Genomic DNA, 18008 nt, shown 5'->3' with positions numbered 1-18008 from the left:
GCGACGACAGACACCGCTCGGGGCGAAAAACGCTTGCCCAGCGAGCAAAATCAGGCGATCTTGAAGTCAAGCGGCAGGCCACTTGGAGAATGTCGGACTAAAGCGAGCATTGCGGCTATGGCCAGATAGGATTTGACCTTCTTCATCTTACTCTCACCTGCCCAGAGTTCGGGGGCTGTTCTGCCAACCCAACGCCTTGACCATATTGGACGGCGGCTCTACCTCCCACCGGAGTTTACCGATTGAAACACTCTCGCGCCTATTCTTAACAAAAACCTTGATCTCGGAGCTGTCGAACGGAGGGGGTTCGTACTGTGCGATGACGCTTTGGCCGGTGACTTCTGACATCCTATAAGTGCGAGCCGTCAGCAACAATTTGACATTTTCTGTTGGTCGGCGAGCCAATGAGGTCAAGAGAAGTTTAGGAAATGCACCTTGATTGCGATATTCAGCCTCAATTTGAGCATTGTCAGCATCGAGAACCACCAACACTCCCAGCTTTTGGGATTGTTCGACCACGGTCTTGCTTGCTTGTTCCAGACGTTTTCGCGTTGCGTTGACAATTCCAATTGTATCATTGTCACTTGGGAGCATTGGGTCACGTAACCCACGGGCAGCCAGTTCGTTCACTACCTGTAGCAAGCCGATTTTCGGAAGGTGCCGCCCCTGATCCTCAGATCGGTATGCGCCGCCACCAAAGCAGTCGAATGCCACAACCTCGTACTTTTCCGCCCACTCTAAAGCTATACTTTGCACGAACACAGTTTTCCCAACTCCGCCAACGGCGTGTAGTAAAACGGGTATGTTCGATGTGTTGAGTAGGTCGCTAACCTCTGCCTGCAGTGCTCGATAAATCACCTCTCCCACATTGATAAACCGTGTTTCGGCGGGAAAAAGATCTTCGACGTCACAGCCCAGTGCATCAAGGACGTCTTCCCTTTTGATCAAGTTGTTTTCTTGACTGCGGAGTCCAGCTTTCTCGCGTGCGAGCTCGGTTAACTCAAACAACCTCATTCTTGACTGGGCATCTGCACCCGCCGACCAGTCGCAAAGTGCCCGTTTGAGCCTGAGATTTTGCGCTGCTAGGTTTTCAGTCGCCGCTTGAAAACTGGTCCGCGAAAACAAGCGTGCGGGGCTGACGGACTTCTCCTTGCACCAGTTTTCCAAATTTTTAAGTTGGCTAAGCCCAGCAGTAGAGGTTGGCCTTTCTCCGCCCTGAAGATATCGGATGGCCTCCCAAAGTTGATCGATAAATTCACAATTCGGCACGAATGAAAAAGAGAGTTTTTTGTCCACTTCATCGGAAGGCGAACTCTTTTCATAGCCGGTGATGGTTTCTGAAAATTTTTGAATGGTCTTTTTCAAATAGGACGACGTTACAGCTTGTCCGTCGGCCTTGTGCTTAAACTGTGCGGTATTGAGTGTTTCACACGAAGCGAAAGTATCGTCGTTTCCGTAGTAGAGAACCAAGTCGGCGACATCTTCGGCCTCATCGCCAGGCTCAGCGGAATCATGAGAGGATATGCCCTCAATTGCGATTGTGTGTAGGTCATCCTTTGGAAATACAAGTTGAAGAGCGCGGCGGGCTGTCCAACTTTCATGAAAGGTATGACCTGCGCGAGATGCTCTTACCTTGTCAACTGAAAACTCCTTTTTTTGGCACTCTGGCTTCCTACGTCACAAGATCTGTTTTTTGTGTTTTGAAACCATTTTTTTGCACACTTATAGGTAGTAGTGCAGGATATGTGACGCTGTCGACCGGCTGATTGTCCAACAATTCTGCTTCGATCAGGTCGCTCACCACCAAGGCTGGCATGCAGCTGCTGAGAGAAGGCATCCTGCACGAAAGGATGCCGGATCGTCCGGCTTTGATCGATTCTGCCAATTTCAAGATAGCCAGAAAGTTCCAGTTCAAGCGCCTCGAATAACAGTAGCCCGACACCGGGGGCGCGCCGCGTGAATGTTGTTGGGGCCGCCAGTTCAAGTTGACAAAGCTGATTTGCGGCATCCAGATCCACGCAACCATGGAGGTGGAGGTTCAGCAGAGCTACGTCAAGGTCGGGGGTAAAGGTATCTGTGAAGGTGTTTTGTCCTGCTTAATGGGTTGGATTCGTTGCGGCCGCAATTAGGCGGCTGCGCATAGATATCACGGACACAGAATCTTGTCCCTCGCGATGCCCTAGGTTATGTTGAAAAATGTCGGAGCCAGAGCCTGATGCAGGCGACGTCTACGAAGCCGATGAAGCTTTCGGCGGTTTTGTCGTAGCGGGTTGCCAGCCGGCGGCTGTTTTTCAGTTTGTTGAAGCAGCGCTCGACCATGTTGCGCAGGGTGTAGATGGTCATGTCGACAGCCTTGCGCACCTTTCGGTTTTTTCGCATTGGGATCATTGGCAGGGCGCTGCGGCGCTCGATGTATTCCCGAATTTTATCAGAGTCGTAGCCCCTATCGGCGATCAGAACTGCCGGCTGCGGCAGGTTATCGGCCATCACCATATCATAGCCGGTGTAGTCGGAATCCTGCTCAGGCGTGATCTCGGTCCTCATCGGGAGGCCAGCACCGTTGACCCGGAGGCGGATCTTGGTCGAGAACCCACCTCTCGAACGGCCAAGAGCCTCTTTCGGAGTCCCCCTTTTGCACCCGCCGCATGATGATGGGCACGGATCACGGTGCTGTCGACCATCTGCAGCTTGTCCGGCGCGATCCCTGCATGGTTCAGTGCGTCTAGGATATCCTCCCACAGCCCGGCCAGGGTCCAGCGGCGGAACTTGCGGTAGACCGATGACCACTTGCCGAACTCTTCGGGCAGGTCGCGCCAAGGCGCTCCGGTTCTGGCAATCCAGAAAATACCATTCAGAACAAGACGATGATCCGCAGGCTTCCGCCCATTCGGGTGTCGGACGGCACGAATGAAGCCCTCGAAGAAGGCCCACTCATCGTCGAATATCAGTTTGCGCGCCAAGCCCAACTCCCAAGTAAAGATGAGCTTGAATCACAGGACGTCTGACAACGGAATCCCTTTTGTCAACACAACCTAAGAATACCGCCGGAGTTTTTCTGTCCTTTGGCCGTTTGGTTTCAATCAGTGACTTCGGAGCAATACGTCGGTACGCATCGCCACCGCCGATTTCCGTGTATCGATATTTGCATTCAATATATGGCCGCCTGCCGAGAGGCGATAATCTTCAAAAATATGCCATTAAGCTTCATGAATCAATCTGGTTTTGCAGGGGAATCATAAATCAGGAGGATCAGGGATGTGCTGAAAACGACCATTTAAGTCGCCAGCGGCAAGGGCTATTGCGGGATGTGAGATGTTTCGGCAGAAGTGCATTCTGCACTTCCCATCACGGGTCTTTTCGGTGGTTCACACGGCGAGAATATGTCACCTTCCGGTTATCATTAGTACCGGTCGAACGATATCTTGGGGCGCACCGCCAGTACCTGGCCCATTCACCCCGACGGTTCTCCTGTCATCATTTTGATATTTTTCCAGAACCTTTCTCACATCGATGACGCTTCGCCCTTCGCGATGCATAAGGATAGCTACATCCGACAGCGCCGAAACCAATCCAAAAACGATAGATATGTCATCCTTATTTTGCGTTAGCATTCTATCGAATCCAACTGATCCCTCTGGATTGCCAATCATGATCAGATACTTGTAGTATGACATCGTCAGTTGTGAATGATCCCAAAAATCTGCACCTGAAAACTCAGTGCTGTAGCTTTCGGGAAGCTGCAGTTTGTAAAGCCCTGCGACATTAAAATACATCTTGTGATTGGATGCCGAAGGCTTGAACTTCGTCAAGGCCTTCGCAACATCGCTCTGCAATGTGGCCCGGTTATCCCGCGGAACCATTGCCGCTGCGGTCAAAAACTCATACGCCATAGCGGGCGCCGTTCTGCTGCTGACGTTGTAGGCCAAATAGCCGACATAGGCCGACAGGCAGTCGGTTCGGTTAGAACGCTGAATATCCTGGGATATCTTATGTGCCAGCGATTGGCTGCCGGACTGCGTCATATCAATGCTCCGAACTTCGGCTGCGAGGTTCGGGGCGCAAAGCTGTTCAATCAACTTCACATACTCTTCTAGCATGACTAACTCCTGTTGCACTTTTTCCACTGCAGATATCGTAGTGGCTTACGACTGCTCCCGCGCTGGGGAAGCGTTCCGTTATATCCCATGAGGTTCCACTGATCATCCGGCAGAACGTTTGCTGATGGAGACATTTTATTTAATTGGAATAGAGGGAACTCATCTTGATCATAGTCATGTAAGGGATGGGAGAGGTTAAGCAAGTGGCCGAACTCATGCGCCATTGTGTTATATGACCCATCTGTATGATGGTCAAAAAATGAAAATCCAGGGCCTGGATTCCCCAATCCACCAGAAACCACACCCAGGCCGCCGCTGTGTCCTGCAGTATCAACGTAATAGTAAAGACGGTAGTCCGCCAAGAACTTGCTGCTTGCAGCACGTGCAAGCGCATCCATCTGGTTCAGATGCGCTAAGTTTGTACTGGAATAAGTAGATAGTGTGGGTGTAACGGTAACCGCTCCGACATCATTCAGAGACACGGTAATAAGGGTTTGTCGATATACTTCATTTATATATGCTTCCATGTCAGATATTGAATATACGGCGGCTCGGGAATTCGGTGTGACGATGCTGGCAACGTCAACATTGATTGTGACAGGTTGGATGCACCATATGTGATACCAGCCAATTTCCTTGCCCTGACAGATTACCTTTAGACTCGCTTCTCCTACGGCCTTGCCCTTAATCTTGAACGACACGCCCGAGCCGGCAATTGCTGTGGTGACCACATCCGCGATACTTGCAGGAACAACCTCATAGGTACAGTTCACGATACAGCCAGCACCTTTATGGCCGTCAAAGGCTATCTCTACTTCGGTCTCAAGGCCTACGCCAACAGATACCCAGCGCGCACCGTCACGAGTGATCTTTGAGCTAGGTAATGATTTGGCCTTGGTGGGTGGAATCCAGTATTCGTCCGCGCCAGGATTTGCGGGTAAATTTGTTGTTGGATCAAATGCAAAGTACAGAGATCTAGTTTTAGCTATTTCAAACGTCGCCACCTCCGGGCAGCATTTTTGTTCCAGCGCAGGCGGAAGCTCATCAGGAAGTTTGGGTGGTTCAGGGATGTCGGCGGCGGTGACAAATTCAGGTGGACGCCCGGGCGGAAGTTCATAGGGAGAAGCAGGTACCCCTGAGGGTACGGGTATCTCAGCGATTGGTCGTGGAACCGGGCGGGTTCCCTTTGGTGTAGTATTCATCACATCTCCGAGCTCGTATTCGTTACTTTAGTCATGTCCTGTAATCGACGACAAATTTGAGCGTAGCGATCCGTTTGCAAGGCGTCAGATTTGCAAATCCGCCGAAGATTTCCAGTCATATCTTCATCCTCAAAAGGGTAGCCTAAATAGATGTCCTGGATGATCAGTTCTTTTAGAATATCGTGGCGACGAAATCCATATTCGTGCAGTCGCATCAATGACCTTTCAATAGTAAGCTGTAAGTCGATCAAGTTGTGACCAACACAAATCTGACCATGTTCTTTGCGCAGCTGCGGTACAAGCTTCACTGCCAGCGGTCGCACCAATGCCCGGCGAAAGAGTGGGGTGTCTTCATCCTTTAGCCTGAACGGCTTACGGGATGGTTGGAGCGCATCGTCCGCATTGCCCGAAATTATCCAAGCAATGCCGGTTTCCGCATCCAGTGCCAAAGCGGACCGCAGTGTTACATTGTTACCATTACCCAAAATCGGTGGAATGGTCGGTTTCGATGGATCGTTTCCGATCACACAGGCCAGAAAGACGTGGTGATTCCAGAAGCGAAGGTAATGCATCTTACCCTGATCGTCCGGCACACGCGTGAACTTCCTCAAATGCCGCCACAGGTCATCAAGTGCTGCGCGTGAGCGGACATAGACACCCGGCTCCTTGGCCCAGAGATGCCAGTATGCGTCCGAACGGGTGAACAGGTCCCGGGTAAAACGGTTGTCTTCTTCCAACCGTATGATCCAGGGGGCGACATCCTTAAGCTGGTCATAAGCGTCGCCCTTGAACAGGCAGCGATGTTCTAGCCCGCTGTTTTCCAGCAGCTCGGGAAGGTTCATGACCTTGGCCGCGTCTAGAATAGCATAGGTTCGTACGGGGGGCACGGCTGAGGCGTCGCCGCCTACCGCCTTGAGCTCGGCTAATGATGGATCGGGTTGACCGAACAGCGCATCATACAGCACATCCGGCACCGTCTTCTTTGGAAACACCCCCATCCGGATATCCAGTGGTTCTACACCTTCTATGGTCTCGATACGTAGCGCGGGTTGTTTGGATTCCGCCGCAGGAACAGTCCCAGCGCTGCCCGTCCCAACCATCCATGGATCATCCCCATCATGATCTTTCGAGATGCTCATATCCAAACCTGTAACCATGCATATATTTATACACTGCGCCTATGTTGCGCCTATATCGTGCCGAAACGCAATTGCTGGCTGTCCGCGCCGGTCTGGTTCATGATTGCGGGCGCAAGACCTTTGCTCTCGATAGCTTCATTGAGCTCCGGCAGGCTGTGACTGCATCTGGCAGCAGCAGACAGGACCGTAGGTTCGATAGGATATCGGTTCCAGCCCGATCACAAAACCCATTCTCGGACGAGCCGGGCATATTGCCGGGTCGAGATGTGCGGCCGTACATGGAAACAACCGGGCCACAAATACTCTGACCTGATAAACAATGCTTCTTTGAGCCACGCGCCGATCTGCCTTGGTGAGTTCAAAGCCGACGGGTTTCCTTGTCTTGCTATGGATGATTGGAGCGCGTCCTTTCACCGACCGGTCGCATAGGTGTCGGCGACTTTCAGAGTCACCAGATCACAACCCCTTGGCTTGCTGTCGATGGCAAGGTCGAACAATGCGAGGTCGCGGATGTTATTTGCGATCTTGCGGCGGACACGGATCCCCAGACATGCTTGGGCCGCAGAGATTGCTTCTGGCCGACGATTCACCCTCGTTTCAAACTGGACGGCAGGCGCCTATGCGCACCTGTGTTGCCAAGGTCGCCTGACTCTAAACGAGGTCAAACGTCCGGCAGTTCTGGGAGATATCGATGCCGTCCCGTTGCAAGCGGCAACACCCTCCCTCATTGAACCGGGTTGGTTCTGCCTCGGGAACGAACGCATCAAAATTATGGTGCTTATATTTCCTGCGTCATTGCCTCGCATGCCCCGACGCAACGCGAAAGCCGAAACGGGCCAGGCGCGTCGCGGCGTCTGGCCCGTCTGGTCGGGATCACATGCTCATCGTTCGCCGGCCCGGCGGGGCCTCAGACGATCTTCATGCTGTGCGAAATATTCTTGATGATCATGTAATTGTTCAGCCCTTCGATGCCGCCTTCGCGGCCATAGCCGCTGGATTTGACGCCTCCGAACGGGGTTTCGGGCAGCGACGCTTCCAGCGTGTTGAATGAGACGTTGCCGGCCTCGATCTCGTCGGTCATGCGGTCGATGTAATCGGCGCGGTTGGTAAAGCCGTATGCGGCCAGGCCATAGGGCACCGAATTGGCCTGTGCGATGGCCTCGTCCAGCGATGCAACCGGGTTGATGACCGCAAGCGGGCCAAAAGGCTCTTCCTGCATGATGCGGGCGTGGGCGGGCACATTCGCCAGCACCGTCGGCTCAAGGAAATAGCCGCGATTGCCGATCCGCGACCCGCCGGTGCGCAGCTCGGCGCCCTTGGCATGGGCGTCCTCGATCAGGTCGAGCAGGGCGGGGACGCGCCGTTCATTGGCAAGCGGACCCATCTCGACGCCGGGGGTCATGCCGTCGCCCACCACGGTCGCGGCGGCGCGTTTGACAAAGGCGTCCAGGAACCGCTCATAGATGCTTTCATGCACGAAGAACCGCGTCGGCGAGGTACAGACCTGACCGGCATTGCGATATTTGCGGATGGCGCTGCTGATCGCGGCCTTTTCGGGGTCCGTATCCTCGCAGACGATGACGGGGGCATGGCCGCCCAGCTCCATCAGGACCGAGGTCATGTTTTCCGAGGCCAGCGTGGTCAGATGCCGCCCGATGGTGGTCGAGCCGGTAAAGGCCACCAGCCGCACCGGCTCTTGCCGGATCAGATAGTCCGAAATCATCGCCGGCGCGCCGAAGACAAGGTTCAGCACCCCCGCCGGCAGCCCCGCGTCATGAAAGGCCCGCGCGATATGCAGCGCGCCGGCGGGCGTTTCCTCGGCCGCCTTGAGGATGATCGAACAGCCCGCGGCAAGCGCGCCGGCAACCTTGCGGCAGGGCTGGCTCATCGGGAAATTCCACGGCGCAAGGCCCAGCACCACCCCGATCGGCTGATGATGGACGACATAGCGGATGCCGGGGGCCGAGGGGATGACCCGGCCATAGGTGCGCACCGCCTCGCCCGCGTCCCATTCCAGAAACTCGCAGCCCCGGATCACCTCAAGCCGGGCCTGGGGCAGGGGTTTGCCATGTTCGGCCGTGATCGACAGGGCGATCTCTTCCTGACGTTCGCGCATCAGGGCGGCGGCCTTCATGATGATATGGGCGCGATCGCGCGGCGCGGTCCGGCTCCAGATGCGGAAGCCCTTTTCGGCGGCGGCCAGCGCGTCGTCCAGATCGGACTGACGGGCATGGGGCAGGCGCGCGATCTCGGCCTCGGTGGCCGGGTTCAGCACGGCGATGCTGTCGGGCGTCTTGCGCCATTGCCCGTCGATATAGAGATGCAGATCGGGATAGTAGCTCATCATGCCCTCGCAAGTCGTCTTGTCGCGGCAAGGTCCCATTCCGGGGGACCCAATCTCAAGTTAATTGAAAAAATACAGATATCGGTTTTCGGGATATCAGACGTCGGCATCGGTTCCTTCCACCTGCCGGCCGGCCCGGCGCAGCTGGTGCAGCAGGGCGGCGCCGGCGGGCGACAGGCTTTCGTCGCCGCGATAGGATACGCCCACCGGACTGGCGCCAAAGGGTACGGTCCAGTCCAGCTGTGCCAAAAGACCGCGTTCGATATCCAGCGCCGCGACCTGCGCCGGCATCAGCCCGACGAAATCATGGCTGCGCAACAGCGCGCGATTGGCCAGATAGGACACCGATTCAATGGCCAGCATCGGCACATATTGATCCTGCCGGATGAAATACTGATCGGTCTGACGGCGCAGCGTGGTTTCTGCCGGCGGCAGGATCCAGCCATAGGCGATCAGCTGGTCAAAGCCGATCCCGCGCTGACCCGCCAGAGGATGATCGGGCCCGACCACGGCCACGACGCGTTCGTCGAAGAACTTTTCCTGGGTGATCCGGGTGCGGTGGCGATGGCTGGGCAGGCGGCCGACGACCATGTCGATTTCGCCCGAAAGCAGGGCGGGCATCAGCACCTCGTTCGTGCCCTCGACGATCTTGATCGCGACCTTGGGGCGTTCCTTCAGCAACCGCTCGACTGCGACCGGCAACAGCGCGGGCGAGGCCGCGAGCAGGGTCCCGACGATGACGCGGCCGCTATTGCCTTCGTTCAGGTCGTCCAGTTCCTGCGCCGCGTTCGAGACCTGGGCAAAGATCAGCTTGCCGTGCCGGATTAGCGATTCCCCGAACACCGTCGGCACCACGCCGCGATTGGTGCGATCGAACAGCTTGACCTCGAAATCCAGCTCGAGATCCTGGATCATCTTGGTCGCGGCGGGCTGGGAAATGCCCAGATCGCGGGCGGCGCTTTGAATATTGCCATGCTGGCCAACCGCCACCAGAAGCCGAAGCTGGCGCAGCTTCAGCCGGGTCAGGGCGCGTTCGACGATGCGGGTGTGACGGGTGGCCATGCGCTTCCTTTGCTAGATGGTGATCGCGGCGTCCTGTTGTTCGATGGCGGCGACGACGCTCATCGCGGCAAGGGCCGAGCTGCGTGGATTGTCGGGCAAAGCCTGTCCATCGACGCGAAAGGTAAAGCTGCCAAAGGCGCCGGTGGCATGGATTTCGTGGATATTGGTGTTGATCGCGGGATCCGCGATCAGACGGACACGGGTGGCGTCAAAGCCGGTCCCGGCCAGCGCGACGGCGGCGGCGACATTGGCGTTCTTTGGATAGGCGATCGCGACCTTGCGCGCCGTGCCCTCGAAATGGATAGCCGGGCGGGACAGCTGGTCCAGATCCAGCTCGGCCTCGGCGGGCGAACCCTTCCAGCCGGCCGGCGGCTTGCGCCCGATATAGGTGACCTCGGCTAGGCCGCCGACACGGGCCGCACGCAGGCAATCCAGCCCGCCAATGGCGCCGCTGGCCAGATGCAGCCGCGCATGCCCGCGATGCGCGGCACTCAAAAGCCGCTCATGCAGGTCCTGATCGGCCAGCGCGCCAAGCGACACCGTCACCAGATCGAGCCCGCGTTCCAGAATCGCCGGACCATGCTGGGCCAGCGCGGCATGACCCGCGCAATCCACCATCAGATCCAGATCCCCGGGCAGGTCGGCCGCGTCCGTCACATGCGCGATGCCATCGCCGTCGCGCGCCGCCGCAGAGCGGGCAAGAACCACCTGCGGGACCACGCCCCGCCTTGCCAGCTGCTGCTGCACATATTGCGCGATCGCGCCCTGACCAATGATCCCGATCTTCATCGCATCCTCCGGTTTGCTTCTGCATATCGGAAAGTTCAGAGCCTTTGTTATCGAAATTTTGGATACCCAGTTCCGCGCATTGAAGTGGCGTTTCGCATCCCGCCGCGCCTTGATGCCGGCAAGCGACACCGTGGAGCAGCGCCAATGAAATACGCCAAGCACGAAGCCAAAGGTTACGCACGCGAGACCATGCGCGGCATCTGGGCCGCAGCCCTGAACCCGTTCGACGACAAACTGCAAATGAATGAGGCGGGGTTGCGCCGCAATATCCGCCACTGGATCGACGATCTGGGCATCAAGGGCCTGTTCGTCGCCGGCAAACAGGGCGAATTCTGGTCGATGTCGCTTGACGAGCGCAAGCGCAACATGACCGTCGCCGCCGACGAATGCGGCGACAAGGCCGGCACGATCATGTCGATTTCCGACCAGAACGTCGACACCGTGCTGGAACTGGGCCGCCACGCACAGGATTGCGGCGCGGATTATGTGGTCGTGCATGCGCCCATGCTGAGCTTTGTCCACGACCGGGACGAGGTGCTTTACAATTACTACAAGTATCTCTGTGACCGGCTGGATATCGGCATCGCGATGTGGAGCCATCCCGACAGCGGCTATCTGATGGCGCCGGAAACCTGTGCGCGCATCGCCGAGCTGCCCAATATCATGGCGATCAAATATTCCGTCCCGCGCGAGATGTATGCCCGGCTGAGCCGCATGGTCGGCGACAAGATCCTGGTCTCGACCTCGTCCGAAGAGGAATGGCTGGACAATATCGAGGAACTGGGGTGGCAGCTTTATCTGTGTTCGTCCCCGCCCTATCTGTTGCAGACCACGAATGACCGGCGGATGGACGAATATACCGAACTGGCGTTTGCCGGGAAATTCGATCAGGCGCGCCGGGTGCGCGACAGCCTGAACCGCGTGCGCGATGCCATCCGCTCGACCAAGCCCGGGGGCAAGCCCACCGCACATGGCAAATATTGGCAAGAGCTTCTGGGACAGGTCGGCGGGCGCGTGCGCCATCCGATGCTGGAACTGACGCAGGCCGAAAAGGACGCGACAAAGGCGGCGTTCGAGGCCAGCGGCCTGAAGCTCTGATCGCGGGCAGGGGCGCGCGATGACGGGCGAGACGCTGGCGCTGCTAGCGGCGCTTGCCTATGGCGCGGCCGGCCTTTCCATCGTCCGGGGCAAGGCCGCCGCGCGGGGCGACAACGGGGTATTCCTGTCGGTTCTGGTGACGGCGGCGCTTTCCCTTGCGCTGTGGCTGGGCTGGGGACAGGTGTCGCTGGGCGCGGCGATGACGGCGGCGAATATGCGGCCGCTGCTGGCCTTTGTGCTGGCGGGTGTGGCCTCGATCGCGCTGGGGCGTGCGCTGATGTATCGGGCGACCGAAAGCATCGGCGCGGTCCGGGCCAGCCTGCTGCGCCGCCTGACGCCGGTTTTTGCGCTGCCCTGCGCCTTTTTTCTGTTGGGTGAACTGCCGGACGCGCAGACGCTTCTGGGCGGGGTGCTGATCCTTGCCGGGGTCGCCTTTTATCTGCGCCGGTCGGGGGGGCGCGCCGATGTGCCGGCGGCCGGGCTGATCCTTGGGGCCGGCTCGGCGCTGTTTTACGCGCTGGCCTATGCGCTGCGCCGGCTGGGGCTTGAGACGCTTCCCGATGCCGCATTCGGCGCCCTTGTCGGGGCGGTGGCGGGCGGGGCCTGGGTCGTGGCCGCCGCCGCATTCGGGCGCAGGCCCGTGCGGCGCCTGCGCAGGCTGATCGCGGATCGCGGCCTTTGGCATTGGTTCACGGCAGTGATGCTGAGCATCGGTCAGGTGCTGCAATTCTTTGCGCTGAAATCGGCATCGGTCGCGGTGGTGGCGGTGCTGGGCACGCTCGAGGTGTTTTTCTCGGCCCTGCTGGTCATGGTTTTCCTGCGTTCGGAAAGGGTCGCGGGGGGACGGCTTTTGATCGCCGCCCTGCTGGCGGTGGCGGGCACGGCGGTGCTGGTGCTGTAGCCACGCAGATATCAATAGAATTGATACCTATTTTCCCAGAAACAAATATTTGTTTTCACCACCTGCGCCTAGGCTTGCACGATAAGGGCGCGTCCGCATGCCCGCCAAGGGACCAGTAAATCCACGGGAGGAATTCATGTCCAATCATCCGACATTGAAGCCGTTCAACTTTCAGAAATGGGTTGCGGAACATGCCGATCTGTTGCGTCCGCCGGTCGGCAACCAGTTGCTGCACAAGGAAGGCGACATGATCGTGATGGTCGTCGGCGGCCCCAATACCCGCGTCGATTTCCACGATGACCCGGTCGAAGAGTGGTTTTTCCAGCTCAAGGGCGACATGATGCTGAAAATCGCCGATGGCGGGAAAATCTATGACGTACCGATCCGCGAGGGCGAGGTTTTCCTGATGCCGGCGCATGTCCGTCACGCGCCCCAGCGCCCGCAAGAGGGCTCGATCGGCATCGTGGTCGAGGCACCGCGCCAGCCCGGCATGTCCGAGGGATTCGAATGGTACTGCTTCAACTGCGAAGGGCTGGTGCACCGGGCCGAGGTCACGCTGGAAAGCCCCGAGGGCATCGTGACCGAACTGCCCAAGATCTATGAGGCGTTCCACAACAGCCCCGAGGCGCGCACCTGCCCCCATTGCGGCACCATGCATCCCGGCCGCGGCAAGCCGCCGGCGGACTGGGTCCAGCTTTGAAAACGGCATAAAAACACCAACAGGGAGGTATCCATGACGTTCAGTATCACCAAGCTTGTCGGCGCCGTCGCGCTGGCCACGGCTTTCGCGGCGCCGGCCGCCATGGCCAAGGATTTCCGGCTGGGCCTGATCACGCCGCCGCCGCATATCTGGACCAAGGCCGCCGAAGCCTTTGGCGCCGAGCTCAAGGAAAAAAGCGGCGGCGCGCACAGTGTCACGGTTTTCCCCGCCCAGCAGCTGGGCAACGAGGCCGAGATGCTGCAACAATTGCAGACCGGCGCGCTGGACATGGCCTTCATGACCGTGGCCGAGGTGTCGAACCGGGCGCCGGATCTGGGCGCGTTCTATGCGCCGTTCCTGGCCTCGGACATTTCCCATGCCGGGCGCATCCTGCGCACCGACACCGCCAAGGGGCTGCTGGACCAGCTGCCGGCCAAGGCCGGCGTCGTCGGGACGGGCTATGGCATGGCCGGCCTGCGCCAGATCGTGGCCCGGGGCAAGATCGACAGCGCCGCCGATCTGGCCGGGAAAAAGATCCGCATCACGCCCTTTACCCCGAACCTGGATTTCTACAATGCCCTTGGCGCCGCGCCGACGCCCATGCCGCTGCCCGATGTCTATGACGCGCTGGCCAATGGCCAGGTCGATGCCATCGACATGGATGCCGAGCTGATCTGGGTGCTGAAATACTATGAAAACGCCGATACGGTCCTGCAATCCGACCACATGATGTTCCCGATGGTCGGTCTGGTTTCGGCCAAGGTCTGGGCCGGCCTATCGGAAGAGGATCGCGCCATGATCGGCGAGATGATGGCGCGCCATGTCGATGGCACCATCGACAGCTATGTCGCCAAGGAACAGCCCTGGCTGGACGAAATCCGCGGCGTGGCCAAGACCTATAAGGTGGTCGATGCCTCGTTCTTTGCGGATGCCGTGGCGAAATGGAACACGATCTGGGAAGCCAAGGCCCCGGCCACGCTGGAGGCGCTGCGCAAGGCGGCCCAGGACACCGCACAATAACGACGGGACAGTGATCTTCGGGGCGCGTGGCTATGCCCGTGCCCCGTCTGCATGGGAGGAGTGATGCTGGGACGAATTTCCGCTTTCTGGGCACGGATCGAAATCACGCTGGCGGCGCTGCTTGCGGCCGGGGTGACCTTGCTGATCCTGCTGAACGTGGTGACGCGCAATATCGGCGCCGCGCTGTTCTGGGTCGACGAACTGGCCATCTATGCGATGGTGTGGATGACGTTCCTCGGGGCGTCGGCCGCGCTGCATTACGGGCATACGGTGGCGATCACCATCATGACCGACCGTCTGCCTGCGGCGGTCCAGCATGTGATCGCGAGGCTTGTCGATGCGATCGTTCTGGGTTTCGCGCTGGCCATGCTGTGGTTTTGCTGGCTGTGGTTCGCGCCCGCCGCGCTGATCGGCAATGGCTTCGACGTCGAGGCGTTTCAGGGCGCCACCTTCAACTTCATCTATGCCGAGCCGACCGCGACGCTGGGCGTCAAAAAGGCCTGGGTCTGGCTGGCGATGCCGGTCTTTGCCCTGGGCGCCACGCTGCACGCGCTGGCAAACATGCTTGGCCGTTCCCCCCTGCCGCAAGAGGCCGCCGAATGACGCCGCTGATCTTTATCTTTCAATTATTGATCGCGGTGCCGGTCGCCATCGTTCTGGCGCTGACCTCGGTCTGGTATATCTGGGAAAGCGGCAATACCGTCCTTTACGCGAGCTTTGCCCAGAAGATGTTCTCGGGGATCGAGAATTACGGCCTTCTGGCGATTCCGCTGTTCATGCTGACCGGGGAATTGATGAACGAAGGCGGCATGACCCGGCGGCTGATCAATGCCGCGCGCGTGTTCGTCGGCGGCTTTCGCGGCGGGCTGGCCTATATCAACCTTTTGGCCAATATGTTCATGGCCGCCATCATCGGTTCGGCCACGGCACAGATCGCGGTGATGTCGCGCGCCATGGTCCCCGAGATGGAAAAGGAAGGCTATGACAAGGGCTTTGCCGCCGCGACCACCGCCGCCGGCGGGTTGCTGGCCCCGGTCATTCCGCCCTCGATGATGTTCGTGATCTATGGCGTTCTGGCCCAGATCCCCATCGGGGACATGTTTCTGGCCGGGATTTTGCCGGGATTGCTGTTGTCGGTGGCTTTCGCGGGGGTGATCGCGCTGGTCGGTTTCCGCAAGGGCTTTCCCAAGGGGCGCTGGTACAACTCGCCCGAGGCGGTTTCGGCGCTGCTGCAATGCCTGCCGGCGATGCTGATCCCCATCGCGATCATCGGGGGCGTGCTGTTCGGCATCGCCACGCCGACCGAATCCGCCGCCGTGGCGTCGCTGATCGCCTTTGTCATCGGCTGGCTGGTCTATGGCGAGTTCAAGCCCGGGGCGCTGTTTGGCATCTTCAAGCGTACGGCGGTCAACGCCTCGATGATCGTGTTCATGATCGCGGCGGCCAATGTCTTTGGCTGGGTGATCATCTATGAGGCCCTGCCGCAAAAACTGGCGGCGCTGATCACCTCGGTCACCAGCGATCCGTTCCTGTTCCTGCTGATCGTCAACGTCATCCTTTTGGTGGTCGGCATGCTGATCGACGGCATTGCCGCGATCATCCTGATCACGCCGATCCTGCTGCCCATCGCGATGACCAATTACGACATCAGCCCCTATCAGTTCGGGGTGGTGATGAGCCTGAATCTGGTGCTGGGTCTGCTGACGCCGCCGGTGGGGGTGGGTCTTTACATCGCAAGCACGATGAGCGGGGTTTCCCCGGGGGGCATCCTGCGCGCGCTCTGGCCGTTCCTGATCGCGGTGGGGTTGGTGCTGATCCTGCTCAGCCGGTTCGCATGGCTGTCGACGGCGCTGATCGGCTGACGGATTGTGGTGACGATTGCGGCCGGGCGGTTCATTTCCGCCCGGCTTTTTCATGGCCGGGCGATGGCCGCTCAGTTGGTGCCGTGGCCACCGCGATGGCCCAGCCGCGCCAACAGGATCACCGGCACGATCCCCGCCGCGACGATGGCCAGCGCCGCGATCGCGCCCTCTTCATAGGTGCCGCGCGCGGCCTCGCCGTAAAGATGGGTGGCGAGGGTTTCGAAATTCAGCGGCCGCAACAACAGCGTCGCCGAGAGTTCCTTCATCGTGTCGACAAAGACCAACAGCGCCGCCGCCGCCAGTGCCGGCCGCGTCAGCGGCAGGTGGACCCGCCGGAAACTGCTGCTGGCGCCATGGCCCAGACTGCGCGCGGCATGGTCCAGCGCGCGCGGGATCTGCGTGAAGCCCGCCTCGATCGAGCCGATCGAGATCGCCAGAAAGCGCACGAAATAGGCATAGACCAGCGCCGCGCCCGATCCGATCAGCAAAAGCCCGGTGGCCTGTCCCAACAGGCTTTGCGCGCCCGCGTCGATGATCCGGTCCAGCCCCGCGACCGGCACCAGCACGCCAAGCGCGACCACCGTGCCCGGCATCGCATAGCCCAGACTGGCCAGCCGGCTGGTCCCGGCCATGGCCAGCCCCGGAAACAGCCGCGCCGCAAAGGCCACGATCAGCCCGCCGATCAGCACCACCACCGTCGCCACCGCCGAAATCAACAGCGTATTGCGCGCCTCGATCAGAAGCTGGGCGGAAATGCCGGCATTGTGGATGCGCTCGAACGCCTTGATGCCCAGCCACAGCGCCGGCGCCGCAAAGCCCAGCGTGACCGGGATCAACCCGATGACCAGCGCGGCCCAGCCCCGCGCGCCGCTCAGCCGCACCGGCGCCACCGGCCGCCAGCGCCGGGCCGAGCCGGCAAAGCGCCGCCGCCGCCGCGCGATGCGTTCCAGCGCGACAAGACCCGCGACCACGACCAGCATCACCAGCGCGATCTGCGCCGCACCCGGCAGATCCGAGCGCGTGACCCAGGTGGTATAGACCGACACGGTCAGCGTGCGGACGCCCAGAAATTCCGATGCGCCGATATCGTTCAGCGTCTCCATCAGCGCGAGGCTGGCGCCCACGGCAATGGCCGGCCGCGCCAGAGGCAGCGCAAGCCGCGCGAACAGCGCCCGGCGCGAACAGCCCAGCATATGCCCGGCCTCAAGCAGGTTCGCGGCCTGCATCACGAACATCGCCCGCACCGGCAGATAGACATAGGGGTAAAGCACCAACCCCAACAGGATCACCGCCCCGGTCATCGAACGGATGTCGGGCAGGTGGAAATCGCGTGGGCTGTCGATGCCAAGGACCGCCCGCATCGCGCCCTGGACCGGACCCAGAGGGTGCAACAGGTCCAGATAGACATAGGCGATGATATAGGTCGGCACCGCCAGCGGCAGCAGCAGCGCCCATTCCAGCATCCGGCGGCCCGGGAAATCATGCGCCGCGACCAGCCATGCCATTGCGGTGCCCAGCACCGTGACCATGGCGCCGACCCCGATCAGCAGAACCGCCGTCTGTCCCAGCGACGGCAGCAGCACATAGGCCCAGAGATGCCCCCAAAGCCCGGCCGAACCCTGCGCGGCCTGCCATGCCAGCGCCAGCACCGGCACCAGCACCAGCGCGCCGACGCCAAAGGCAGCCCAGGCCCAACCGCGACCGCCCCCGCGCGCGGCGGGGCGGGCGGGGACGTCCAGATCTTCCAGAGGCAGGTCGGTCAGTGCCATGGCGGAACCGGGTGGGTTAGCCCGC

16 protein-coding genes and 1 pseudogene are annotated in these 18008 nt (G+C 59.7%); 7 read left to right on the top strand and 10 right to left on the bottom strand.

The window, feature by feature from the left end:
* Positions 1-153: 153 nt before the first annotated feature.
* The 9 genes and pseudogenes from ACFOMH_RS18640 to ACFOMH_RS18600 form a co-directional block, all read right to left on the bottom strand.
* A complete protein-coding gene (locus tag ACFOMH_RS18640) occupies positions 154-1470 on the bottom strand; it encodes a hypothetical protein (protein ID WP_377746352.1) in 1317 nt (438 codons plus the stop codon).
* A 202-nt stretch (positions 1471-1672) separates the two neighbouring features.
* A complete protein-coding gene (locus tag ACFOMH_RS18635) occupies positions 1673-2026 on the bottom strand; it encodes a hypothetical protein (RefSeq protein ID WP_377746351.1) in 354 nt (117 codons plus the stop codon).
* Positions 2027-2184: 158 nt separating this feature from the next.
* Positions 2185-2960, bottom strand: a pseudogene (locus ACFOMH_RS18630) (IS5 family transposase).
* 423 nt (positions 2961-3383) lie between these two features.
* Positions 3384-4097 (bottom strand): hypothetical protein, encoded by a 714-nt coding sequence (locus ACFOMH_RS18625; RefSeq protein ID WP_377746349.1) that lies wholly within the window; start codon positions 4095-4097, stop codon positions 3384-3386.
* 2 nt (positions 4098-4099) lie between these two features.
* Complete coding sequence (locus ACFOMH_RS18620) at positions 4100-5299, bottom strand: zinc-dependent metalloprotease family protein (protein ID WP_374427274.1); 1200 nt, start codon at positions 5297-5299, stop codon at positions 4100-4102.
* Positions 5299-6438, bottom strand: a complete 1140-nt coding sequence (locus tag ACFOMH_RS18615; RefSeq protein ID WP_377746347.1) for a DUF4123 domain-containing protein — start codon at positions 6436-6438, stop codon at positions 5299-5301. Before ACFOMH_RS18615 ends, ACFOMH_RS18620 begins: the two co-directional genes overlap by 1 nt.
* Before the next feature lie 907 nt (positions 6439-7345).
* Positions 7346-8782, bottom strand: a complete 1437-nt coding sequence (locus tag ACFOMH_RS18610; protein ID WP_374427280.1) for an NAD-dependent succinate-semialdehyde dehydrogenase — start codon at positions 8780-8782, stop codon at positions 7346-7348.
* 96 nt (positions 8783-8878) lie between these two features.
* Positions 8879-9844, bottom strand: coding sequence for a LysR substrate-binding domain-containing protein (locus ACFOMH_RS18605; protein ID WP_374427283.1), 966 nt, complete (start codon positions 9842-9844; stop codon positions 8879-8881).
* Positions 9845-9856: 12 nt separating this feature from the next.
* Entirely contained in the window at positions 9857-10633 is a 777-nt protein-coding gene (locus ACFOMH_RS18600) for an aspartate dehydrogenase (protein WP_377746345.1), read from the bottom strand.
* Here ACFOMH_RS18600 and ACFOMH_RS18595 point away from each other — a divergent pair.
* From ACFOMH_RS18595 to ACFOMH_RS18565, 7 genes are all read left to right on the top strand, one after another.
* Entirely contained in the window at positions 10617-10781 is a 165-nt protein-coding gene (locus ACFOMH_RS18595; RefSeq protein WP_377746344.1) for a hypothetical protein, read from the top strand. The two genes, ACFOMH_RS18600 and ACFOMH_RS18595, sit on opposite strands and share 17 nt — an antisense overlap.
* Positions 10778-11731 carry a dihydrodipicolinate synthase family protein gene (locus tag ACFOMH_RS18590; protein ID WP_377746342.1) on the top strand — a complete coding sequence of 318 codons (954 nt, stop codon included), beginning with the start codon at positions 10778-10780 and terminating at the stop codon, positions 11729-11731. Before ACFOMH_RS18595 ends, ACFOMH_RS18590 begins: the two co-directional genes overlap by 4 nt.
* Before the next feature lie 19 nt (positions 11732-11750).
* Positions 11751-12632, top strand: a complete 882-nt coding sequence (locus ACFOMH_RS18585) for an EamA family transporter (protein ID WP_377746340.1) — start codon at positions 11751-11753, stop codon at positions 12630-12632.
* 136 nt (positions 12633-12768) lie between these two features.
* The gene (locus ACFOMH_RS18580; RefSeq protein WP_374427298.1) at positions 12769-13332 is read left to right on the top strand and encodes a 3-hydroxyanthranilate 3,4-dioxygenase; all 564 of its coding nucleotides are present in this window, start codon (positions 12769-12771) and stop codon (positions 13330-13332) included.
* Positions 13333-13365: 33 nt separating this feature from the next.
* The gene (locus ACFOMH_RS18575) at positions 13366-14352 is read left to right on the top strand and encodes a TRAP transporter substrate-binding protein (protein WP_377746338.1); all 987 of its coding nucleotides are present in this window, start codon (positions 13366-13368) and stop codon (positions 14350-14352) included.
* 63 nt (positions 14353-14415) lie between these two features.
* Positions 14416-14955, top strand: coding sequence for a TRAP transporter small permease (locus ACFOMH_RS18570; protein WP_377746337.1), 540 nt, complete (start codon positions 14416-14418; stop codon positions 14953-14955).
* Positions 14952-16214 carry a TRAP transporter large permease gene (locus ACFOMH_RS18565; protein WP_377746336.1) on the top strand — a complete coding sequence of 421 codons (1263 nt, stop codon included), beginning with the start codon at positions 14952-14954 and terminating at the stop codon, positions 16212-16214. The genes ACFOMH_RS18570 and ACFOMH_RS18565 overlap by 4 nt, the downstream gene beginning before the upstream one ends.
* A 71-nt stretch (positions 16215-16285) precedes the next feature.
* Here the strand turns inward: ACFOMH_RS18565 and ACFOMH_RS18560 are convergent, their stop codons facing one another.
* Complete coding sequence (locus ACFOMH_RS18560) at positions 16286-17983, bottom strand: ABC transporter permease (RefSeq protein WP_374427308.1); 1698 nt, start codon at positions 17981-17983, stop codon at positions 16286-16288.
* Positions 17984-18008: the final 25 nt, after the last annotated feature.

It is taken from the genome of Paracoccus mangrovi, assembly GCF_042648425.1.
GTDB classification, from domain to species: Bacteria; Pseudomonadota; Alphaproteobacteria; order Rhodobacterales; family Rhodobacteraceae; genus Paracoccus; species Paracoccus mangrovi.
The sequence above is the reverse complement of the archived record's forward strand: the minus strand, read 5'-3'. Positions and strand labels throughout refer to the sequence as shown.